Genomic DNA, 18,314 nt, shown 5'->3' on the forward strand with positions numbered 1-18,314 from the left:
CGTCTGTCGGGCCGCCTCGCTAGGGTGCAGGCATGTCCACGGAATTCGTCGAGGTGACCGCGCCCGCCGGCCGCGTGCGGGGCCGGTGGCGCGGGGCCGAGGAGGGGTCCGCGGCCTTCCTGGGTATTCCGTTCGCGGAGCCGCCGGTGGCCGAGCTGCGGTTCGCCGCGCCCCGGCCCAAGGAGCCCTGGCGGGGCGTGCTCGACGCCCTCGAGTACGGGGCCACGCCCCAACGGGGGGCGACGGGCCCCACGACGATCCCCGAGCCGAGCATCGCCGGGGACTCGACCCTCAACGTCAACGTGTTCACGCCCTCACCCGAGCGCCCGGGCAGCGCCGGCGGACTGCCGGTGCTCGTCTGGTTCCACGGCGGCTCGTTCACCGCGGGATCGCCGGCCGGACCCTGGTACGACGGGGCCGCGTTCAACCGCGACGGCGTCGTGACCGTGACCGTCTCCTATCGGCTCGGGCACGACGGATTCGGCTGGATCGACGGTGCGCCGGCGAACCGGGGCGTGCGGGACTGGCTGCTCGCACTCGAATGGGTGCAGGAGAACATCGCGGCCTTCGGCGGCGACCCCGCGCGGGTGACCATCGCCGGCCAGTCCGCCGGCGGCGGGGCCGTGCTCACGCTGCTCGGCATGCCCGCGGCCGCCCACCTCTTCCACGGCGTCTACGCGCTCTCCGGGGCGCTGGCGGACGTCCCGGCCGACCGGGCAGAGCGCCTCGGGCGGGCCATCGCCGCCCGGGCCGGGGTCGAGCCGACCGCGGCCGCCCTGCGGTCCGTGCCCGAGGAGCGTCTCCTGCCGATTCAACGGGAGCTGACCACCCTCTCCCGGCCGTGGCAGGTCGCCGAGGTCACCACGCACGGGTTGCCGATCGGGCCGATGGTCGACGGCGACCTCCTGCCCGCCCCGACCCTCGACTCGATCCGCGCCGGCGTCGGCGCCGACAAGCCGCTCGTGCTCGGCACCACCGACGACGAGTTCCTCGGCGCCGTCGCCCCGCTGGCCCGCCGGCTCAGGTGGGCACCGACCCGGCTCGTGCTGCGGGTCATGGGCCTCGAGCGCGCCCGCGCCGGGGACTATCTCGCGGCCAACCGAGCGCTCGCCCGCGCGGGCACGGCCCGCATCGCCGGTCGATTCCTCACCGACGCCGTGTTCCGGGCCCCGGCGCTGCGGTTCGCCGCCGCCCGGGCCGAGGCGCCGGAGGCGGCGACCTGGCTGTACCGGTTCGCGTGGCCCTCCCGCGCGGCCGGCCACGCCCAGCACTGCCTCGACGTGCCCTTCTTCTTCGACTGCCTCGACCGCGACGACGTGCCCCCCGTCACCGGGCCCGAGCCGCCGCAGGCACTCGCCGATGCGGTGCACGGCGCCGCGGTCCGCTTGATGCGGACGGGTGAGCCGGGATGGGAACGCTACCGGGCGCCGTCCATGATCTCCCGGGTGTTCGACGAGACCACCCGGGACCTGGCGGGCGCCTACGCGTCGGTGGCGCCGCTCGTGCGCCCCTGAGACGCGAGATGTGGTCGAAGGATGAACGTCCCGTGCCTATACGTCGGTCGTGTTTCCCGCGGGCTCTTTGCGGGCTACGATCGAAGAACGGGCGCTGGTCCAAGTGCCCAGACGTCTTGCCTGCGGGTATCGCGTCCCTCCAGGGCTGATTCTCGGCCACAACCGACGCGAGCAGGAGTTCATGTCTATTTCCACGGCCGCCGTCCGACCGGGCGAGCGCCAGCGTAATTTCGTGCGGGACTTCACCGAACTGCGCAAGAAGGTGACCGCGCAGGGTCTCATGCGGCGGCGCTACACGTTCTACTGGTCCGCATTCGGGGGCCTGCTCCTGGCCTATGGAGCGATCGCGACGGCGTTCGTGCTGCTCGGTGACAGCTGGTGGCAGCTCCTCGTCGCGGGCGCGCTGGCCGTCACGCTCACGCAGACGGCCTTCCTCGGCCACGATGCCGCCCACATGCAGATCTTCCGCTCGGGCCGCAAGAACGAATGGGCGAGTCTGCTGCTGGCGAACGTGCTCGTCGGGCTGAGCTACGGCTGGTGGCAGGTCAAGCACTCCAAGCACCACGCCCAGCCGAATAAGGTCGGGGCCGACCCGGACATCGACATGGACGTCATCGCGTTCGTGCCCGGGCAGACCGACGGCGCGTCGCCCCTGCAGCGGTTCTGGTACAAGCGGCAGGGCTACCTGTTCTTCCCGCTCGTGTGCCTCGAGGGAATCAACCTGCACTACCAGAGCATCCGCGGCCTCTTCCGCAAGGATCAGGCGGGCCGGGCGGAGCGTCGCTGGCTCGAGTTCGCGCTGCTGGTGCTGCGGATCGGCGGCCTCGTCGCCGCGGTGTTCCTGGTGCTCTCCCCGGGACTCGCCTTCGCGTTCCTCGGCGTGCAGCTGGCCGTCTTCGGGTTCTACATGGGCTGCTCGTTCGCCCCGAACCACAAGGGGATGCCGATCGTTCCCAAGGACATGTCGATCGACTTCCTGCGCCGGCAGGTGCTCATGTCGCGCAACATCCGCGGCGGCTGGTTCATGGCCGCGCTCTACGGCGGGCTCAACTACCAGATCGAGCACCACCTCTTCCCGAGCATGCCCCGGATCGCCATGCGCGAGGTCGCCCCGATCGTCAAGGCGTACTGCCTGGAGAAGGGCGTCAAGTACACCGAGACGTCGATGGGGGAGTCCTACCGGATCCTCGTGGAGTACCTGAACAAGGTCGGCCTCGGCGAGCGCGACCCGTTCGACTGCCCCCTGGCCAGTCAGCTGCGCCTGAGCGCCTAGCACCGGCCCACCCGCTCAGGCGAGGGCCGAGAGGGCGCCGACGACGAGGACCGTGACGAGGGTCGTCCATCCCGTGATGGCGATCCCCTGCCACAACAGGATGCGCTGCCTGCGCACACCGGCGGCGGCGAGCATCGTCGCGGTGAACTGGGTGGGAATGAGGAGCGGGCCGAGCAGGCTGACCCCGGGCACCCCGTACCGCTCCAACGCCCGCTGGAACTTGGCTCGCCGGGCCGCTTTGCGGCCGGTCTCGACGGGCGCGGCCGGATCGACGACGCCGCCGAGGCCGGTGCCGGCAGTGCCGGTCGGGTCGGTCGCGTCGGTCGTGTCCATGCCGCCGGCGCCGGCGAGCACGCGGGTGTGATGGCGGGTGATGACCGCCCGGCGCACGCGGGTCGTGGTGAGCACGAGCACCGTGACGCACAGGAGATTGCCGGCGATGGCGGCGAGGGCGGCGAGGACCGGGGGGATTCCACCGACGATCCCGATCGTGGCGGCCCCCTCGCCTTCGATGAAGGGGATGGCGGCGGCGGCCGAGACGATGACCGGCTGCAGCAGCTCCGGAACCTGGGCAACGAGGTCCTGGAAGAAGGCGATGAGGTCCATGGGTTCTCCTGTCGTGGGGCACCGGGTGTCGGTGTGCCACCAGTCCATCGGTTCGGGCGAGGAGTGGGAAGTGCCGCCGTGTCACCCGCGCGGGGGAACATGACCCGCACGAGGGGTGACAACTGTCATGCCCGTAGGCTGTGGCTGTGACCAGCCCTGACGACCGTGCCGCCGCAGCTCCCGCGGCGCCCGGTCTCCGCAGCGATCGTCGGCTCACCCGGAGCATCACCGTGACCTGGTGGTACACGGTCTCGGCGATCGTCTTCTTCGAACTGATGCTCGTTCTGATGACGGTGTCGGTGCTCCACCTGGAGGGCTTCCGCCCCGCGGTGGTGCGCGCCGTCGCCGCCGGCGGGCTGCTGTGGCTGGTCGCGACGGGCGTGGCCCTCGTCGCCTACCGGCACCGCACCGATTCCGCTCCGCTCCTGCCGTGGCGTTCGGCGCTCCTGCCGCTGTCGGCGGCCGTGGTCCTCGGCGCTCTCGGTTGGGCGTCCACCGGTATCTGGATCGTCGCGGTCACGCCCGTCGTGCAGGTGGCGGTCATGCTCGACTGGGCGGCGGGGATCCGGCTGCGGGTGGTGGTGGCCGCGACCGCGCTGCTCACCGTGCTCGCATCGATCGACGCCCGCTCGGTCTTCACGGGGGGCGATTCCGCCGAGTCGAACTGGCCGGTCATGGTCGTGTACTCGGTCCTGCTCCCCGGCGTGACCGTGCTCTCGCTGTGGTGGTGGGACGTGCTCGCGCGGCTCGACCGGGCCCGGGCGGCCGAATCGCGCCTGGGGGCGACCCAGGAGCGGCTGCGCGTCGCGACCGACGTGCACGACCTGCAGGGGCATCACCTTCAGGTCATCGCGCTGCAGCTCGAACTCGCCGAGCGACTCATCGACAAGGGTCGAGCCGGCGCCGCGCTCGAGCAGGTGCGGGCGGCGAGAACGAGCGTCGCCGCCGCGCAGCAGGGCACGCGGGATCTCGCGACGCGGTTCCGCGGCGTCCCCCTCGAGCACGAGATCGCGAACGCGGTCGACCTGCTCCGGGCCGCGGGCACGACCGCGGAGGCGACGATCGACCCCGACTCACGCCGAGCGCCCGCCGACGTCCTCGGGCCGGTGATCCGCGAGACGACCACGAACGTGCTCCGGCACGGGGGCGGGCGGTGGGCCCGGTTGCTGCTCACCGGCGACGGCGCCGGCTGGCGCTACGAGATCACCAACGACGCGTCCTCGCCCGCCGCGGCGAGCGAGGACGGATCCGGGCTCACGGGCATCGCCCGGCGGGTGGCCGAGGCCGGCGGCGAGGTCCGCGTGGAGCGCGGGCGGAGCGAGTTCACGGTCACGGTGCGGGTGCCGGCTACCGGCCGGCCGGCCGGACCGGTGACCGTGCCCGCGGAGGGGAGCGAGCGACGATGATCCGCATCCTGATCGCCGACGACGAGGCGATGATCCGGTCGGCTCTGGCCGCGCTGCTCCGCCTCGAGGACGACATCGACGTGGTCGCCGAGTGCGCCGACGGCGAGGCGGCCGTCGACCTCGCGCTCAGGCTCGAGCCGGACGTCTGCCTGCTCGACCTGGAGATGCCGGGCCTCGACGGGGTCGAGGTCGCCGAACGGCTGCGACGCACCGTCGCGTCCCGATGCGTGGTGGTGACGAGGCATGCGCGGCCCGGAGTGCTGCGCCGCGCGCTCGCCTCGGGCGTCGCGGGATTCCTGCCCAAGTCGCGCGGGGCCGAGGAGGTCGCCCAGGTCATCCGCCGCGTCGCGGCCGGTGCCCGGTACGTCGACCCGGAGGTGGCCGCCGACGCCCTGAGCGACGAACGCAGCCCCCTGACCGACCGGGAACTCGACGTGCTGCGGGCGGGCCGCCGCGGCCAGACCACGGGGCAGATCGCCCGCACCCTCTCGCTGGCGCCCGGAACGGTGCGCAACCACATCTCGACCGTGCTCGGCAAGCTCCAGGTCGCCACGCGCCAGCAGGCGGTGCTGCTCGCGGAGGAACGCGGCTGGATCTGAGGTGGTCCGACCTGGGCGTAGCCGCATCCTCGTTCACCGTTGGTCTGCAGTGTTGTGACCCCGATAGACGCCCCATCTCACAAGCGTTTCAGCCCATCGATGTTGTCTTCGATTGCCTGGAGCGCCTGTTGCGCGAAGGTCGGTTCAGGGTTGACGAGCATGTGAACGGCCAATCCGTCGACAAGTCCGTGCAGCGCGGTCGTCGCTGCTTCGATGTCGAGTTCCGGCGCGGCCAGGTCAGCTTGGTGGATGTGGGTGACCATGCGCCTGCACGCATCTCGGAGCACCGCATAGGTTTCGTCACGGACCTGCCTGATCTGGTCATTGCCGGGTGCTTCGGCGATCAGCGCGATGTTGACCTGCATCTCTGCGCGGCGCTCGGCGTCGAGCGGGAGAAGCTCCCTGATGACGGCGATCACAAGGGAGCGCGGGTCCGGCTCCTCGAGGTGGTGTTGGATGCGCTCCCACGCGCGCTGATCCACCAGTTGCATGGCGTGAACCAGCAGCTCGGTCTTGGTGGGAAAAACGTGGCGTAGCGACCCGGTGGAGATGCCTGCTTCTGCTGCGACCGTACGAATGGACACGCTGCTGATGCCCTCGGCCAGAACAACACGCCAGGTTGCTTCAGCGATCTGTTCACGTCGCTGATCGTGATCGATGAGCTTCGGCATCTCATGATGCTAACACGGTCGTGCTAACATCCATTTGCTAGTTCATTCGTGTCGCCAAGATGGAGGTCAGATGGCTGCTGCGACCCTCGCGTTACGGCGCGAGCGGCGCACGCTGGACAGTGCAACGCTCGCCAGCGGTGCTGAGCAGGTCGTCGACTTCGTGCTGCCACTCTTCGCGGGCGCAATACTCGGGCTCTCTGCGTGGGAGACCGGCCTGCTGATCGCAGCGAGTCAGTTGACGGCATTCCTGATTCGCCCCGTAGCCGGTGTGGTGGTCGACCGCGCAGATCGCTCGGTCGTCGGCGCGCTCGGGGCAGGTGCATTCGCGGTCGGATGCGGACTCTTCGCCCTCTCGACGGGGTTCTCATCGGCCGTGATCGCGGCGGTCGTGACCGGCGGGGCAGGTGCGTTTCTGTGGGTCGCAATCCGTTCGATCATCGGGGAACGCCTCCACGAGGATTCGAGCGTGTTCGCGAAGCTTGTCGCCGCGGAGGAAACGGGCGGATGGCTGATCCTCGTGCCCGCCATCATCCTGCTCTCCATCGCCGGGTATCAGTGGGTATTCGCCGGTATCGCCCTGTGCTGCCTCCTCGCGGCGTGGGGGCTGTTCCGAACACGTCATCGAGATTCATCGACGGACGACGCGAGGACCGCGGCAACAGAGCTATCGAGTGTTTCGCTGAGACGACTCGGCACATCGCTACGACCAATGCTGCTTGCCGTAGTGGTTACGATGACCGCTGAAGCGGCGATCAGTCTGCTACTGATCCTCCACCTGCAACGCGGCTTCGGTCTCGGAGTCGTCGAGATCGCCTACGTGTTCCTTCCCGGAGCGATCGTAATGAGCGTCCTCCCGGCCCCTCTGCATCGCCTGGTCGTGCGGTTCGGTCGCCGCCGGATGCTCATGCTCGGCTCGGTGAGCAGCGCCCTGTTCGCACTCGGTCTTGCATTCGCACCGAGCCCACCCTGGATCGCAGCACTATGGGTACTGTCCGCGGTCGCATGGGCGGCAGTGATCCCCGTACAGCAGTCGGTGATCGCAGAGGTTGCGGGCCGCGCGCACCTTGGTTGCGGCCTCAGTCTGTACGAGGCGGCCTGCCTGGCAGGAGCGTTCATCGGATCTCTCGTCGCGGGTCTTCTCTACGAGTCGGGAAGCTGGCTCCTCGCCTGCCTCATCTGCGCCCTCGTGATCTCATCCGGTGCGGCCCTTATCCCCGCGGCGGTGAGACGACTCGGTGTGACCGACGACCCAGAAGCTGCAGCGGTCGCGGCCCTCTCCGGCCCCGCGAGGCCGACGATTCACTCGGACGGGCGCCCTTCCACCACGCAGGATGTGGACCTGAGTGCCCGCTCCGACGCGAACGAATCCATGGCGCAGAAATCACGCCGAACACTCCTCACCGATCTTGCGGCCCACAGCGGACTGCTTGCAGTTGGGCTCTTGATCGCCCGCTTCGCCGTCCCCGAGTCCTCGTTCTCCTCGATCCTGGGTTTCGGCAGCGAAGCTCCCGGCGTCGTGCGCGCCGTCCGTGAACTCTTCGGCGGCGACCCCGACATTGCTGCGCTCGCGGGCGCCGCCATGCGCACGTGGGTCGTCGTGTACATCATCGATCTCATCTGGACGGCCTGGAAGATGTTGGAAACCCGGAGCGACGACCACGATCGCAGCTGAATGCGCGTCTGTTGCACTGGACGAACTCGGCTCGGCGGATGTTGGCCAGGGCCTCGAGCCCGGTCCGGACGTGCCGGTGCCAGGACCATCTGGCCGGCTGCGTCGCCCAGCCGTTCAGTCAGGCAGGCGTTACGCCATCGCTCATCAGGTGCGCGAGGTGGGACTCGAACCCACACGTCCTACGGACACAGGAACCTAAATCCTGCGCGGCTGCCAATTACGCCACTCGCGCGTGAAACCAGCGGCCAGTCTAGCCGCCGGTCCGAGTCCGGCCGGCGCGCCTACACCGGGTCGATGCCCAGGTCGCGGCGCAGCTTGGCCACGTGTCCGCTCGCCCGCACGTTGTACTGCGCGAGCGCCACGGTGCCGTCCGGGGCGACGACGATCGTCGAGCGGATGACGCCGACGTAGATGCGCCCGTAGTTCTTCTTCTCACCCCAGGCGCCGTAGGCCTCGAGCACCGCGTGCTCGGGGTCGGAGACGACCGGGAACGTGAGGGACTCGGACTCGACGAATTTCGCGAGCTTGGCCACCGGGTCGGGGGAGACGCCGATCACCCCGTAGCCGGCGGTGCGCAGCGAGGCGAGGCTGTCGCGGAAGTCGCACGCCTGCTTCGTGCACCCGGGCGTGCCCGCCGCCGGGTAGAAGTAGACGACGACGCCGGCCTCGGCCCCGGAGCGCAACTCGGCGAGGCTCACCTCGCGGCCGTCGGCGCTCGGTAGGGTGAATTCGGGGGCGGGATCGCCCACGGCAAGACGGGACACGCGGCTCCTCGGATCGGTGGCGGGTGGTGCGGCTCAGGCGAGGTCGATGTTCTGCGAATCCGGCCCCATGCGCGCCTCGGCCATGATCGCATCGGCGAACCGGGCGAGCGCGCCGGGGCTGCACGACTCGTGCACGAACGAGGCGGTGAGTTCGAGCTCCATGATGAGCGGCGGGCCGTCGCTCGGGCGCACGAGATCGACCTGCGCGTAGAGCAGCGGTCGGGAGGTGACGCTGCGGCCCGGGATGCGGGCGCGGGCGAAGGCGAGCGCGGTCTGTGCGGCCTCGATCTCGACGTTCGAGGCCCGGTGGGCGCTCACCTCGGCGGCCATGGAGCTCGTGTTCACCACCTCGGATCCGGGGCTGAGCATCGGCTCCTTGCGCACGGCATGGGAGTACGTGCCGTGGAAGAACGTCAGCGAGATCTCCCCGTGGGAGTCGATCTCGGGGATGTAGCGCTGGACCATGACCGAGTGCCCCTCGCCGAGGAGCCGGTGGGCGTGGTTGATCGCGTACCGGCGCGAGTCCGCGTCGGTGGCCGTGTACCGGCCGCTGCCGTGCGCGCTGATCGCGACGGCCGGCTTGATCACGAACTCCTCCTGGGCGGGGAAGCGGTTGTGCAGGTCGCGCTTGTTGTAGTTGCGGTCGGGTTCGAGCCACGTCGTCTCGATCGTGGGCAGGCCGTGCTCGCTCAGCGGCTGCAGGTAGTGCTTGTCGCTGTTCCAGCGGATGACGTTCGCGGGGTTGGTGAGCCGGGGCACGGTCGTGCACCACTGGAGGAACTCCTCGCGGTGGTCGTTGTGACCCCAGGTGGAGGTGAGCACCACGAGGTCGTAGTCGCTCCAGGGCACCCCGGTGGCGTTCCAGGCGTGCACCTCCGGGAGGCCGCCGCGTTCGGTCAGTGCCGCCGCGAGCGGGCCGCTCTCGTCCTCGAGAAGGGGCAGGCTCGAGCTGATCACCAGGGCGATTCGAGGCGTCGTCGTCACAGTGACGAAGTTACCTCCTTTTTCCGGCGGCCGGTGCGGTTCGGCCCGTGGAACCCGCCACAGTCGCCGCACGGGCGGATCCTCAGGCGACCACGCGCGGCGGGTGATCCCGCAGCGCCTGCACCTCCTGGTGGAGCTCCTGCATCTGCTCGTCCAGGTGATTGGCGGCGACCGCGGCCTGGCGCAGGTTGTCCACGAGGTGCTCGGGCACGGCGCCGTCGTACTTGTAGTAGATCTTGTGCTCGAGGCTGGCCCAGAAGTCCATCGCGATCGTGCGGATCTGCACCTCGACGGTCACGAGCTCGGTGCCCGCGGCCCGCACGACCGGCACCGCCACGATGAGATGCAGGCTCTTGTACCCGTTCGGCTTGGGCACGGCGATGTAGTCGCGCTCCTCGATCAGGGTGACGTCCGGCAGGCCGAGCAGCAGGTCGCGCACCGTGTAGATGTCGGCGATGAACGAGCACGTGACCCGGATCCCGGCGATGTCGAGGATGTTCTCGCGGATGCCCTCGATCGTCATCGGGAAGTTCTTGCGGTGCAGCTTCGCGATGATCGACGCGGGCGACTTGAGCCGGGAGGAGATCGACTCGATCGGGTTGTCCCCGTGGCTGTGGTTGAAGTCCTCCCGCAGCACCCCGAGCCGCGTGACCATCTGGTCGATCGCGTACTGGTAGCCGAGCAGCACGCCGGTGAGCTCGTGGTGGCGGCGCTGCATCTCGTCGGTGTCGAGGGGGAGGTCGCCGAACGGCACGAGGTCGGATCCGGTTGATTCGTAGGGCATGAGGCTGTGATCTCGATCATGGACGACGGGGACGTGTTCAAGGATATGGCGCGATCCTTGGCGTTTCCTGGGGGAGGGGAGTGCGCGTCCGGGGGTCGCCGTGTCGCACGAACCCGTGTGGCTCGGGTACTGTTGATCCTCGCAAGCGCCTCTAGCTCAACGGTAGAGCAAGTGACTCTTAATCACTGGGTTCTGGGTTCGAATCCCAGGGGGCGTACCAGGATCCTCGGCCGGCTCGACCGGCTGGGGATTTCTCGTCTCGATCCGAGGTGAGCGGTGTACGTCAAGATCTGTGGGCTGAGCACCCCCGCCACCCTCGCCGCCGCCGTGGCCGCCGGTGCCGACGCCGTCGGGTTCGTGTTCGCCCCGGGGAGCCCGCGCACGATCACCCCGGAGATCGCGGCCCCGCTCGTCGCCGCCGCGGGGCCGTCGGTCGAGACCGTCGGCGTCTTCCGCGATCAGCCGATCGAGGAGGTGCTCGCCCTCGCCCGCGCCGCGGGCGTGAGCACCGTGCAGCTGCACGGGCGTGAGGACGACGCAGCTCACCTTCGCGTGATCGAGGCCGGGTTCGCCGGGCTGCGGGCGTTCTCCGCCGAGGACTACCTGCGGCTGAGCCCGGAGCGGATCGCCCGCTGGGCCACCCGGCGGATCCTGCTCGATGCCGTGCGGCCCGGCGCCGGGGAGACCTTCGACGCCGCCCTCCTCGAGGAGGCGCGCCCGGCGGGCTTCTGGCTCCTCGCCGGCGGGCTCACCCCGGCGAACGTGGCGGGCCTCGTGGCGCGGCTGCGACCGAGTGGGGTCGACGTCTCCAGCGGGGTCGAGTCCTCCCGGGGCGTCAAGAGCGCCCGCCTCATCACCGAGTTCGTCACGGCCGCCCGCGCCGGTGCCTGACACGCGCCGCTGCGCCGTGCGGAGACGGTGCCGGTGATGCTCGGCGCCCTGGGACTGGTGATCGCGGCGGCCGTCTTCCACGCCGTCTGGAACATCGCCGCCAAGCGGCACGAGGGCGACGACGCCGACTCGCTCGTCTTCGTGTGGTGCTACCTGGCGGTCTCCGCGGTGCTGTGCGTGCCACTCGCCCTGGTCGAGCTCGGCGCCGGCGGGTGGCCGATGAGCTGGCACCTGCTCGCCGGCCCGCTCGTGGCCGCGGTCCTGCACATCGCCTACTCCCTCACGCTCCAGCGCGGATACGCACGGGCGGAGCTGGGCCTCGTCTATCCGGTCGCTCGCGGCGTCGGACCCGTACTCACGATGGCGTTCGCGCTACTCGTCGTGGGGGAGCGGCCCGGCTGGCGCGCCGTCGCCGGCGGCTGCGTGGTGCTCGCGGGCATCGTCGTCACGGCCTGGCGGCCCGGCCCCCGGCGGGCCGGCGGGCCGGGCTCGACCCGCACGGGTCTCGGCTACGGCGCCCTGACCGGGGTGATCATCGCCTCCTACACCCTCTGGGACAACCACTCCGTGGTGGCCTGGGGGCTGTCGCCGCTCACCTACTTCGCGGCGACGGTGCTCGGTCAGACCCTCCTGCTCGCGCCCGGCGCCCTCCGTCGGGTCGAGCGGATCCGGCCGGTGCTGCGCCGCAACCGGCGGGAGGTGGTCCTCATCGGGGTGCTCTCCCCGCTCGCCTACATCCTCGTGCTCGTGGCGATGCAGACGATGCCGGTCTCGATCGTCGCACCGCTGAGGGAGTCCTCGATCATCATCGGCTCCCTGCTCGCCTGGTGGCTGTTCAGGGAGCCGCATCCGGTGCGGCGCATCGCCGGGGCCGCGGTCGTGCTCGCCGGCATCGGCGTCATCGCCACCGCGTGAGGGTCGGGCTCAGAGCCCGAGCCGGTCGAACGCCGCCTCGAGGCGACCGGCGGCGCCGTCGACGTCGGTGAGCTTGTCCAGGCCGAACAGGCCGAGCCGCACCGTGGAGAAGTCCGTGCCCTCCCCGCAGTGCAGCGGCACGCCCGCGGCGACCTGCACGCCCGCCTCCTTCAGCCGCGCCCCGCTGTGAATCCGCGGGTCGTCGGTGTGGGCCACGACGACGCTGGCCGCCGCGAAATCCGGCGCGGCGACCGAGGGGAGGCCGCGATCGGCGAGGAGCGCTCGCACGCGGGCGCCGAGGTCGAGCTGTGCCCGCCGCAGCGCGGGCAGTCCGGCCGCGACGGTGCGGCGCGCGAGCTCGAGGTTGTGGGTGAGGGTGTCGGTCGGCATCGTCGCGTGATACGGCGCCTCCCCGCGCCGGTATGCCTCGGCGATGGCCAGCCACCGGCCGAGGTCGGCGGCGAAGCTCGTCGACGTCGACTCCCGCACCGCCGCAGCGCCCGCCTCGCCCAGGAGCACGTAGCCGGCGCCGGGGGAGCCGCTCCACCCCTTCTGCGGGGCGGTGAGCAGCACGTCGATGCCCAGGTCGCCCATGTCGACCCACAGCGCCCCGGAGGCGACGCAGTCGAGCACGAACACCCCGCCCACCTCGTGGGTGGCCGCCGCGAGCGCTCGCAGGTACTCCGCCCCCAGCACGATGCCCGAGGCGGTCTCGACGTGAGGCGCGAACACGACGCCGGGACGCTGCTCGCGAACGGTGGCGACGACGTCCTCGATCGGTGCCGGCGCCCAGGGCGCCTGCCTGCCCTCGGCGACGGGACGCGCCCGGCAGACCGTGACGTCGTCCGTGATCGAACCGGCCTCGAGGATCTGCGACCAGCGGTAGGAGAACAGGCCGTTGCGCAGCACGAGCACGCGGCGCCCGGTCGCGAGCTGGCGGGCCACCGCCTCCATCGCATACGTGCCGCCGCCGGGCACGATCGCTGCCTCGGCGGCCCCGTACGCATCGCGCAGGATGCCCAGCAGCTCGGCCATGACGCCGGTGAAGCGCCGCGACATGTGGTTGAGCGAGTGGTCCGTGAACACCACGGAGTACTCGAGCAGGCCGCCGGGGTCGATGTCATCGTGAGGGAGGGGCACGGGGTCAGCCTTCCATACGGGCGGGCGGGGGCCTATCGCGACGGGAGCGGCGCTGTGTCAGGCTCGAGAGGACGGCGACGAGGAGGAGATCATGACGCGGACGGGATCACCGGGCGGTGCCGCCGCGATCGAGGCGGTCTGCGGCGACCTCACGCGCGCGCGGGTCGATGCGATCGTCAACGCGGCCAACTCCTCCCTCCTGGGCGGGGGCGGGGTCGACGGCGCCGTCCACCGCGCCGCCGGGCCCGAGTTGCTCGAGCACTGCCGGGAGCTGCGGGCCCGCTATCCGGGCGGCTTCCCGGTCGGGGAGGCCGCCGCGATCCCCGGCGCGCGCCTGCCCGCGACCTGGGTGATCCAGACGGTCGGGCCGAACTGGCACCGGGGTGAGCGCCAGGACCGGCTGCTCGCCGCCTGCTTCTCGAACTCGCTGACCGAGGCGGTGCGGGTGGGGGCCCGATCGGTCGCATTCCCGGCGATCAGCGCCGGCGTGTACGGCTGGGACCCGGTCCGGGTGGCGAAGGTCGCGGCGCGCGCCGTGCGCGCCTCGGACCAGCTCGGCCGGCTCGACCGGGTGGTCTTCGTGCTCATCGACGAACCGATGCGGGCGCTCTTCGCCGCCGCCCTGGCCTGAGCGCCCCCGGCCCCGGGCGGGGCGGCGCAGGCGTCATCGACAGTTCGTCCGGGGTTCGCCCTCACGCCACGTTCCCGACGCCTGCGCCCACTCCAATAGAGCCGTTCGAACCACACCGCTCGAATTGGAGAAGTCTTCGATGACATCACGTCATTCCCGCCGAGTCCGACACTCGGTCCTGGCCGCCGGCGCCGTGACGGCGCTCGGGATCCTCGCCCCGGCAGCGGCCTCGGCCGCCGTGAGCGATCACGGCGGCGCCGCCCGACACGACGGCGACAACACCGCGTTCGTGCGCGAGGCGCTCGAGGACGCGTCCGCCAAGAACGTCATCCTGCTCATCGGCGACGGCATGGGCGACAGCGAGATCACCATCGCCCGCAACTACGCCTACGGCGCGGGCGGTGAGCTCCCGGGGATCGACGCCCTGCCGCTGTCCGGGTCCTACTCCACCTACAGTCTGCACCGCGGCGGCGACTACGCGGGCAAGCCGAACTACGTTCCCGACTCGGCCGCCACCGGCACCGCCTGGGCCACCGGCACGAAGTCCTACAACGGGGCCATCTCGGTCGACCTCGACTCGGTCGCGCACGACACCGTGCTCGAACTCGCCAAGGCGAACGGGCTGCGCACCGGCAACGTGTCGACCGCCGAGATCCAGGACGCGACCCCGGCCGTGCAACTGGCCCACGTGGACGACCGCAAGTGCTACGGCCCCGACTCCGTGGATCGCTGCGGAGCCGACGCGCTCGATGCGGGCGGCGCCGGATCGATCAGCGAGCAGATCCTCGGGGCGCGCGCCGACGTCGTCCTCGGCGGAGGCAGCGCCTCCTTCAGCCAGACCGCCCGCGCCGGCCAGTGGGAGGGACAGACTCTCTTCGAGCAGGCGCGCGAGCGCGGCTACCAGGTGGTGACCACCGCCGCCGAACTCGGCGAGGTGACCCACGCCGACCAGGCCGAGCCGCTCCTGGGCCTGTTCACCCCCGGCAACATGCCCACCCGCATGTCCGAGTCGGTCGCCGTGCCGGGAGGCAACCCGGAGGCGCCGATCGAGTGCCAGGCGAACCCGGACCGGCTGCCGGAGGAACTCTCCCTCGGCTCGATGACCCAGAAGGCGATCGACCTGCTCGACGATCCGGACTCGACCGAGGGGTTCTTCCTCCAGGTCGAGGGCGCCTCGATCGACAAGCGCAACCACGCCGCCGACGTCTGCGGCCAGATCGGCGAGACCGTCGACCTCGACGAGGCCGTGCAGGCGGCGCTCGAGTTCGCGCAGCAGGACGGCGAGACCCTCGTGATCGTGACGGCGGACCACGCCCACACGAGCCAGATCGTCGGCTCCGTTCCCGACCACACCCTCGGCAACACCCTGCTCACGGCCGACGGCTCCCCGATGAACGTCGCCTACGGCACCGCCACCACCGGATCGCAGCAGCACACCGGTGCCCAGGTTCCGATCGCCGGCTACGGCCCCGGTGCCGCGAACGTCGTGGGCCTGACCGACCAGACCGACACCTTCTTCACCGTGGTCGACACCCTCGGCCTGGCCACCGACCTGCCCGCGTTGAGCGCGGATGCGGCCCTCGACCTGCCCGAGGCCCCGGTGGCACCGGCCGCCGAGTTCACGATCGCGGGAACCGGGTTCGCCGGTGACCGGCAGGTGCGCGTCGGCCTCGCCGGCGAGGAACTGGGAACGGTCGACGTGATCGGCGGGCGGGTCTCGCTCCCCGCCACGGCCCCCGCCGCAACCGGCGTGGCGGAGGTGGAACTCGTCGGGGTCCAGAGCGACGTGACCGTGACGGGCACCGTCGAGATCGGCACGGACGGCGACGAGGGTGACGCCGGTACCGGCGGAGACGCGGGTGCCGGTGCCGATGGGACCGACGGTGCCGACGGGACCGACGGTGCGGACGGGGCCGACGGCTCCGACGACTCGCAGGGGACCGCCGGCTCCGAGGAGGTCGGAGACACCGGCGGGGGCGGGGTCTCCGCCGGGGGAGACCGGCTCCCGGTGACCGGGATGCAGCTGACCGGCGCGGCGCTCATGGCCGCGGGCCTCGTGGCCGCCGGGCTGATGCTGCGCTCGCGCCACCGCCGCAGCGCCGCCTGATCGAACGGGGCCCGTTGCCCCAATGAGCACGCGTGGGATGGCCGGTCCGGGCCATCCCACGCGCGTCGTGCGGGACCGCCGCCGACCGCTGCGACGGCGCCGCGGAAGCCGGCGCGACGAGCCCGGCGCGAGAGACCGGCCACCACCCCTGGCCTGATACCCCCTGGGGGTATTAGGGTGGCGGCATGCCCCACATGATCGATCACTCCGCCCACGGGACCGAGGCGAGCGGCGACCGCGGCCCGCAGGCCGGTCACGCCGACCATTCCGATCATTCCGATCATTCCGATCACGCCGATCACGCCGATCATGCCGATCACGCTGGGCACCATGGCGACCACGCCGGCCGGTTCCGCCGACTGTTCTGGGTCATGCTCGTGATCTCGATCCCGGTCATCGCCCTCGACGGCGCGTTCGCCCACCTGCTCGGCTATCACCTGCCGACGGCCGCCTGGATCGCGTGGGTCTCGCCCGTGGGCGGCACGCTGATCTACCTCTGGGGCGGGCGGCCGTTCCTCACCGGCGCGGTGGGCGAGCTCCGCGCCCGCACGCCCGGGATGATGCTGCTCATCGGCCTGGCGATCACGGTCGCGTTCGTGGCCTCGTGGGCCGCGACCCTCGGCTGGATCGACGCCGGCATGAGCCTGTGGTGGGAGCTGGCCCTCCTCGTGGTCATCATGCTCCTCGGCCACTGGATCGAGATGCGATCCCTGGCCCGTACCGGTTCGGCGCTCGACTCCCTCGCCGCGCTCCTGCCCGACGACGCCGAGCGGGTCACCGCGGCCGGCACCGAGACGGTGACGCCGGCCGACCTCGAGGTGGGCGACGTCGTGCTCGTGCGCCCGGGCTCGGCCGTCCCGGCGGACGGCCGCATCATCGACGGCGAGGCCCACCTGGACGAATCGATGATCACCGGGGAGGCGCGGGCCGTGCGCCGCACCGCGGGCGACCAGGTCGTGGCCGGCACGATCGCCACCGACTCGGGGCTGCGGGTCGAGGTGAGTGCCATCGGCGAGGACACGGCCCTCGCCGGGATCCGCCGGCTCGTGGCCGACGCGCAGAACTCCTCCTCCCGCGCCCAGCGCCTCGCCGACAGGGCCGCCGCCCTGCTGTTCTGGTTCGCGCTCGGCTCGGCCCTCGTCGCGCTCGTCGCCTGGCTGCTCGTGGGCACCCCGGACCAGGCCGTGCTGCGCGTCATCACCGTGCTGGTCATCGCCTGCCCGCATGCGCTCGGCCTGGCGATCCCGCTCGTGGTCGCGCTGTCGACCGAGCGCGCGGCCCGCGGCGGCGTGCTCATCAAGGATCGGCTCGCCCTCGAGGGGATGCGCCGGGTCGACGCGGTGCTCTTCGACAAGACCGGCACCCTGACCGCCGGCGAGCCCGCCGTGACCGGGGTCGAGCCCGCCCCGGGCCACGACCCGGACGAGGTGCTCGCGCTCGCGGCCGCGGCCGAGGCCGACAGCGAGCACCCGCTCGCGCGGGCCATCGTCGCGGCCGCCGCGGACCGCGGACTCGAGCCGCCCGCGGCGAGCGGCTTCGCCTCCGAACCCGCGATCGGCGTGCGGGCCACGGTCGGCGACCACGCGGTCGCCGTCGGCGGGCCGAACCTGCTCGAACGTCACGGCCTGAGCGAACTGCCCGGCCTCGAGCCCTGGCGGGCGGCCGGGGCCATCGTCCTGCACGTGCTCGTCGACCACGAGATCGCCGGGGCGCTGCGCCTCGCCGATACGATCCGGCCCGAGTCACGCGAGACGGTCGACGCGCTCCACGCCGCCGGGATCCAGGTCGTGATGATCACGGGGGACGCCCCGGCCGTCGCGGACGCAGTCGCAACCGAGCTCGGCATCGACCGGGTGTTCGCGGGCGTGCGGCCCGAGCGCAAGGCGACCACGGTGGCCGAGCTGCAGGATCGGGGCCACCGGGTCGCGATGGTCGGCGACGGTGTGAACGACGCCCCGGCCCTCGCCCGCGCCGACGTGGGCATCGCGATCGGTGCCGGCACGGACGTGGCGATCGGTTCGGCCGGGGTCATCCTCGCCTCCTCCGACCCACGCTCGGTGCTCTCGGTGATCCAGCTCTCGCGCGCGAGCTACCGCAAGATGAAGCAGAACCTGTGGTGGGCGGCCGGCTACAACCTCGTGGCCGTGCCGCTCGCCGCCGGCGCGCTCGCCCCGGTCGGGTTCACGATGCCGATGAGCGTGGGCGCGCTCCTTATGTCCGCCTCGACGGTCGTCGTCGCGCTCAATGCCCAGCTGCTGCGCCGCCTCGACCTGCACCCGCAGGCGAGCGTCAAGGAGTTCCTGCCCGCGGCCTGAGCCCGGCGCTGCTGTCGGCAGAACTCGCAGGGCGCGACCGCG

16 protein-coding genes and 2 tRNA genes are annotated in these 18,314 nt (G+C 71.5%); 11 read left to right on the top strand and 7 right to left on the bottom strand.

The features are described 5' to 3' along the window. Positions 1 to 32: 32 nt before the first annotated feature. Positions 33 to 1,514: a carboxylesterase/lipase family protein gene (locus tag GCG21_RS09455; protein ID WP_152909443.1), complete on the top strand. Its 1,482-nt coding sequence runs from the start codon at positions 33 to 35 to the stop codon at positions 1,512 to 1,514. A gap of 181 nt (positions 1,515 to 1,695) precedes the next feature. After that, positions 1,696 to 2,787, top strand: a complete 1,092-nt coding sequence (locus GCG21_RS09460) for an acyl-CoA desaturase (RefSeq protein WP_152909444.1) — start codon at positions 1,696 to 1,698, stop codon at positions 2,785 to 2,787. 15 nt (positions 2,788 to 2,802) lie between these two features. Here the strand turns inward: GCG21_RS09460 and GCG21_RS09465 are convergent, their stop codons facing one another. After that, positions 2,803 to 3,393, bottom strand: a complete 591-nt coding sequence (locus GCG21_RS09465; RefSeq protein ID WP_152909445.1) for a small multidrug efflux protein — start codon at positions 3,391 to 3,393, stop codon at positions 2,803 to 2,805. A gap of 146 nt (positions 3,394 to 3,539) precedes the next feature. Here GCG21_RS09465 and GCG21_RS17260 point away from each other — a divergent pair, with 146 nt between their 5' ends. Together GCG21_RS17260 and GCG21_RS09475 are read left to right on the top strand one after the other, a co-directional pair. After that, positions 3,540 to 4,799 carry a sensor histidine kinase gene (locus GCG21_RS17260; protein ID WP_370517420.1) on the top strand — a complete coding sequence of 420 codons (1,260 nt, stop codon included), beginning with the start codon at positions 3,540 to 3,542 and terminating at the stop codon, positions 4,797 to 4,799. After that, positions 4,796 to 5,398: a response regulator transcription factor gene (locus tag GCG21_RS09475; RefSeq protein WP_152909446.1), complete on the top strand. Its 603-nt coding sequence runs from the start codon at positions 4,796 to 4,798 to the stop codon at positions 5,396 to 5,398. Before GCG21_RS17260 ends, GCG21_RS09475 begins: the two co-directional genes overlap by 4 nt. 77 nt (positions 5,399 to 5,475) lie before the next feature. Here GCG21_RS09475 and GCG21_RS09480 read toward each other — a convergent pair whose 3' ends face one another. Further along, entirely contained in the window at positions 5,476 to 6,069 is a 594-nt protein-coding gene (locus GCG21_RS09480) for a TetR/AcrR family transcriptional regulator (RefSeq protein ID WP_152909447.1), read from the bottom strand. 70 nt (positions 6,070 to 6,139) lie between these two features. Here GCG21_RS09480 and GCG21_RS09485 point away from each other — a divergent pair, with 70 nt between their 5' ends. Next, positions 6,140 to 7,741 carry an MFS transporter gene (locus GCG21_RS09485; RefSeq protein ID WP_152909448.1) on the top strand — a complete coding sequence of 534 codons (1,602 nt, stop codon included), beginning with the start codon at positions 6,140 to 6,142 and terminating at the stop codon, positions 7,739 to 7,741. Positions 7,742 to 7,890: 149 nt separating this feature from the next. On the opposite strand, the gene GCG21_RS09490 is transcribed toward GCG21_RS09485, so the two are convergent. From GCG21_RS09490 to GCG21_RS09505, 4 genes are all read right to left on the bottom strand, one after another. Further along, positions 7,891 to 7,973, bottom strand: a tRNA-Leu gene (locus GCG21_RS09490). Between the two features lie 49 nt (positions 7,974 to 8,022). Continuing rightward, a complete protein-coding gene (bcp, locus tag GCG21_RS09495; RefSeq protein ID WP_370517421.1) occupies positions 8,023 to 8,505 on the bottom strand; it encodes a thioredoxin-dependent thiol peroxidase in 483 nt (160 codons plus the stop codon). Between the two features lie 33 nt (positions 8,506 to 8,538). Next, positions 8,539 to 9,462, bottom strand: coding sequence for a RimK family alpha-L-glutamate ligase (locus tag GCG21_RS09500; RefSeq protein ID WP_152909449.1), 924 nt, complete (start codon positions 9,460 to 9,462; stop codon positions 8,539 to 8,541). A gap of 109 nt (positions 9,463 to 9,571) precedes the next feature. Continuing rightward, a complete protein-coding gene (locus GCG21_RS09505; protein WP_152909450.1) occupies positions 9,572 to 10,273 on the bottom strand; it encodes a GTP pyrophosphokinase family protein in 702 nt (233 codons plus the stop codon). Positions 10,274 to 10,418: 145 nt separating this feature from the next. On the opposite strand from GCG21_RS09505, the gene GCG21_RS09510 reads away from it, so the two are divergent. From GCG21_RS09510 to GCG21_RS09520, 3 genes are all read left to right on the top strand, one after another. Continuing rightward, positions 10,419 to 10,493: transfer RNA gene (locus tag GCG21_RS09510), tRNA-Lys, on the top strand. A gap of 56 nt (positions 10,494 to 10,549) precedes the next feature. Then, entirely contained in the window at positions 10,550 to 11,164 is a 615-nt protein-coding gene (locus GCG21_RS09515; protein ID WP_370517422.1) for a phosphoribosylanthranilate isomerase, read from the top strand. 36 nt (positions 11,165 to 11,200) lie between these two features. After that, entirely contained in the window at positions 11,201 to 12,079 is an 879-nt protein-coding gene (locus GCG21_RS09520; RefSeq protein ID WP_152909451.1) for a DMT family transporter, read from the top strand. Between the two features lie 9 nt (positions 12,080 to 12,088). On the opposite strand, the gene GCG21_RS09525 is transcribed toward GCG21_RS09520, so the two are convergent. Next, positions 12,089 to 13,219 (bottom strand): alanine--glyoxylate aminotransferase family protein, encoded by a 1,131-nt coding sequence (locus GCG21_RS09525; protein ID WP_370517423.1) that lies wholly within the window; start codon positions 13,217 to 13,219, stop codon positions 12,089 to 12,091. A 91-nt stretch (positions 13,220 to 13,310) separates the two neighbouring features. Between GCG21_RS09525 and GCG21_RS09530 the strand changes: the two genes are divergently transcribed. From GCG21_RS09530 to GCG21_RS09540, 3 genes are all read left to right on the top strand, one after another. Next, the gene (locus tag GCG21_RS09530; protein WP_152909452.1) at positions 13,311 to 13,850 is read left to right on the top strand and encodes an O-acetyl-ADP-ribose deacetylase; all 540 of its coding nucleotides are present in this window, start codon (positions 13,311 to 13,313) and stop codon (positions 13,848 to 13,850) included. A gap of 139 nt (positions 13,851 to 13,989) precedes the next feature. After that, positions 13,990 to 15,957, top strand: coding sequence for an alkaline phosphatase (phoA, locus tag GCG21_RS09535; protein ID WP_194165030.1), 1,968 nt, complete (start codon positions 13,990 to 13,992; stop codon positions 15,955 to 15,957). A gap of 194 nt (positions 15,958 to 16,151) precedes the next feature. After that, complete coding sequence (locus GCG21_RS09540; protein ID WP_152909522.1) at positions 16,152 to 18,272, top strand: heavy metal translocating P-type ATPase; 2,121 nt, start codon at positions 16,152 to 16,154, stop codon at positions 18,270 to 18,272. Positions 18,273 to 18,314 lie beyond the last annotated feature (42 nt).

Origin of the sequence: Pseudactinotalea sp. HY160 (assembly GCF_009372055.1) — a bacterium.
GTDB lineage: Bacteria > Actinomycetota > Actinomycetes > Actinomycetales > Beutenbergiaceae > HY158.

What these genes read in the sequence shown, in the direction of transcription:
- GCG21_RS09530 (WP_152909452.1), top strand. Translation starts at nt 13,311, where the DNA reads ATGACGCGGACGGGATCACCGGGCGGTGCCGCCGCGATCGAGGCGGTC.
- GCG21_RS09480 (WP_152909447.1), bottom strand. Translation starts at nt 6,069, where the DNA reads ATGCCGAAGCTCATCGATCACGATCAGCGACGTGAACAGATCGCTGAA.
- GCG21_RS09465 (WP_152909445.1), bottom strand. Translation starts at nt 3,393, where the DNA reads ATGGACCTCATCGCCTTCTTCCAGGACCTCGTTGCCCAGGTTCCGGAG.
- phoA (WP_194165030.1), top strand. Translation starts at nt 13,990, where the DNA reads ATGACATCACGTCATTCCCGCCGAGTCCGACACTCGGTCCTGGCCGCC.
- GCG21_RS09485 (WP_152909448.1), top strand. Translation starts at nt 6,140, where the DNA reads ATGGCTGCTGCGACCCTCGCGTTACGGCGCGAGCGGCGCACGCTGGAC.
- GCG21_RS09520 (WP_152909451.1), top strand. Translation starts at nt 11,201, where the DNA reads ATGCTCGGCGCCCTGGGACTGGTGATCGCGGCGGCCGTCTTCCACGCC.
- GCG21_RS09475 (WP_152909446.1), top strand. Translation starts at nt 4,796, where the DNA reads ATGATCCGCATCCTGATCGCCGACGACGAGGCGATGATCCGGTCGGCT.
- GCG21_RS09505 (WP_152909450.1), bottom strand. Translation starts at nt 10,273, where the DNA reads ATGCCCTACGAATCAACCGGATCCGACCTCGTGCCGTTCGGCGACCTC.
- GCG21_RS09540 (WP_152909522.1), top strand. Translation starts at nt 16,152, where the DNA reads ATGATCGATCACTCCGCCCACGGGACCGAGGCGAGCGGCGACCGCGGC.
- GCG21_RS09460 (WP_152909444.1), top strand. Translation starts at nt 1,696, where the DNA reads ATGTCTATTTCCACGGCCGCCGTCCGACCGGGCGAGCGCCAGCGTAAT.
- GCG21_RS09455 (WP_152909443.1), top strand. Translation starts at nt 33, where the DNA reads ATGTCCACGGAATTCGTCGAGGTGACCGCGCCCGCCGGCCGCGTGCGG.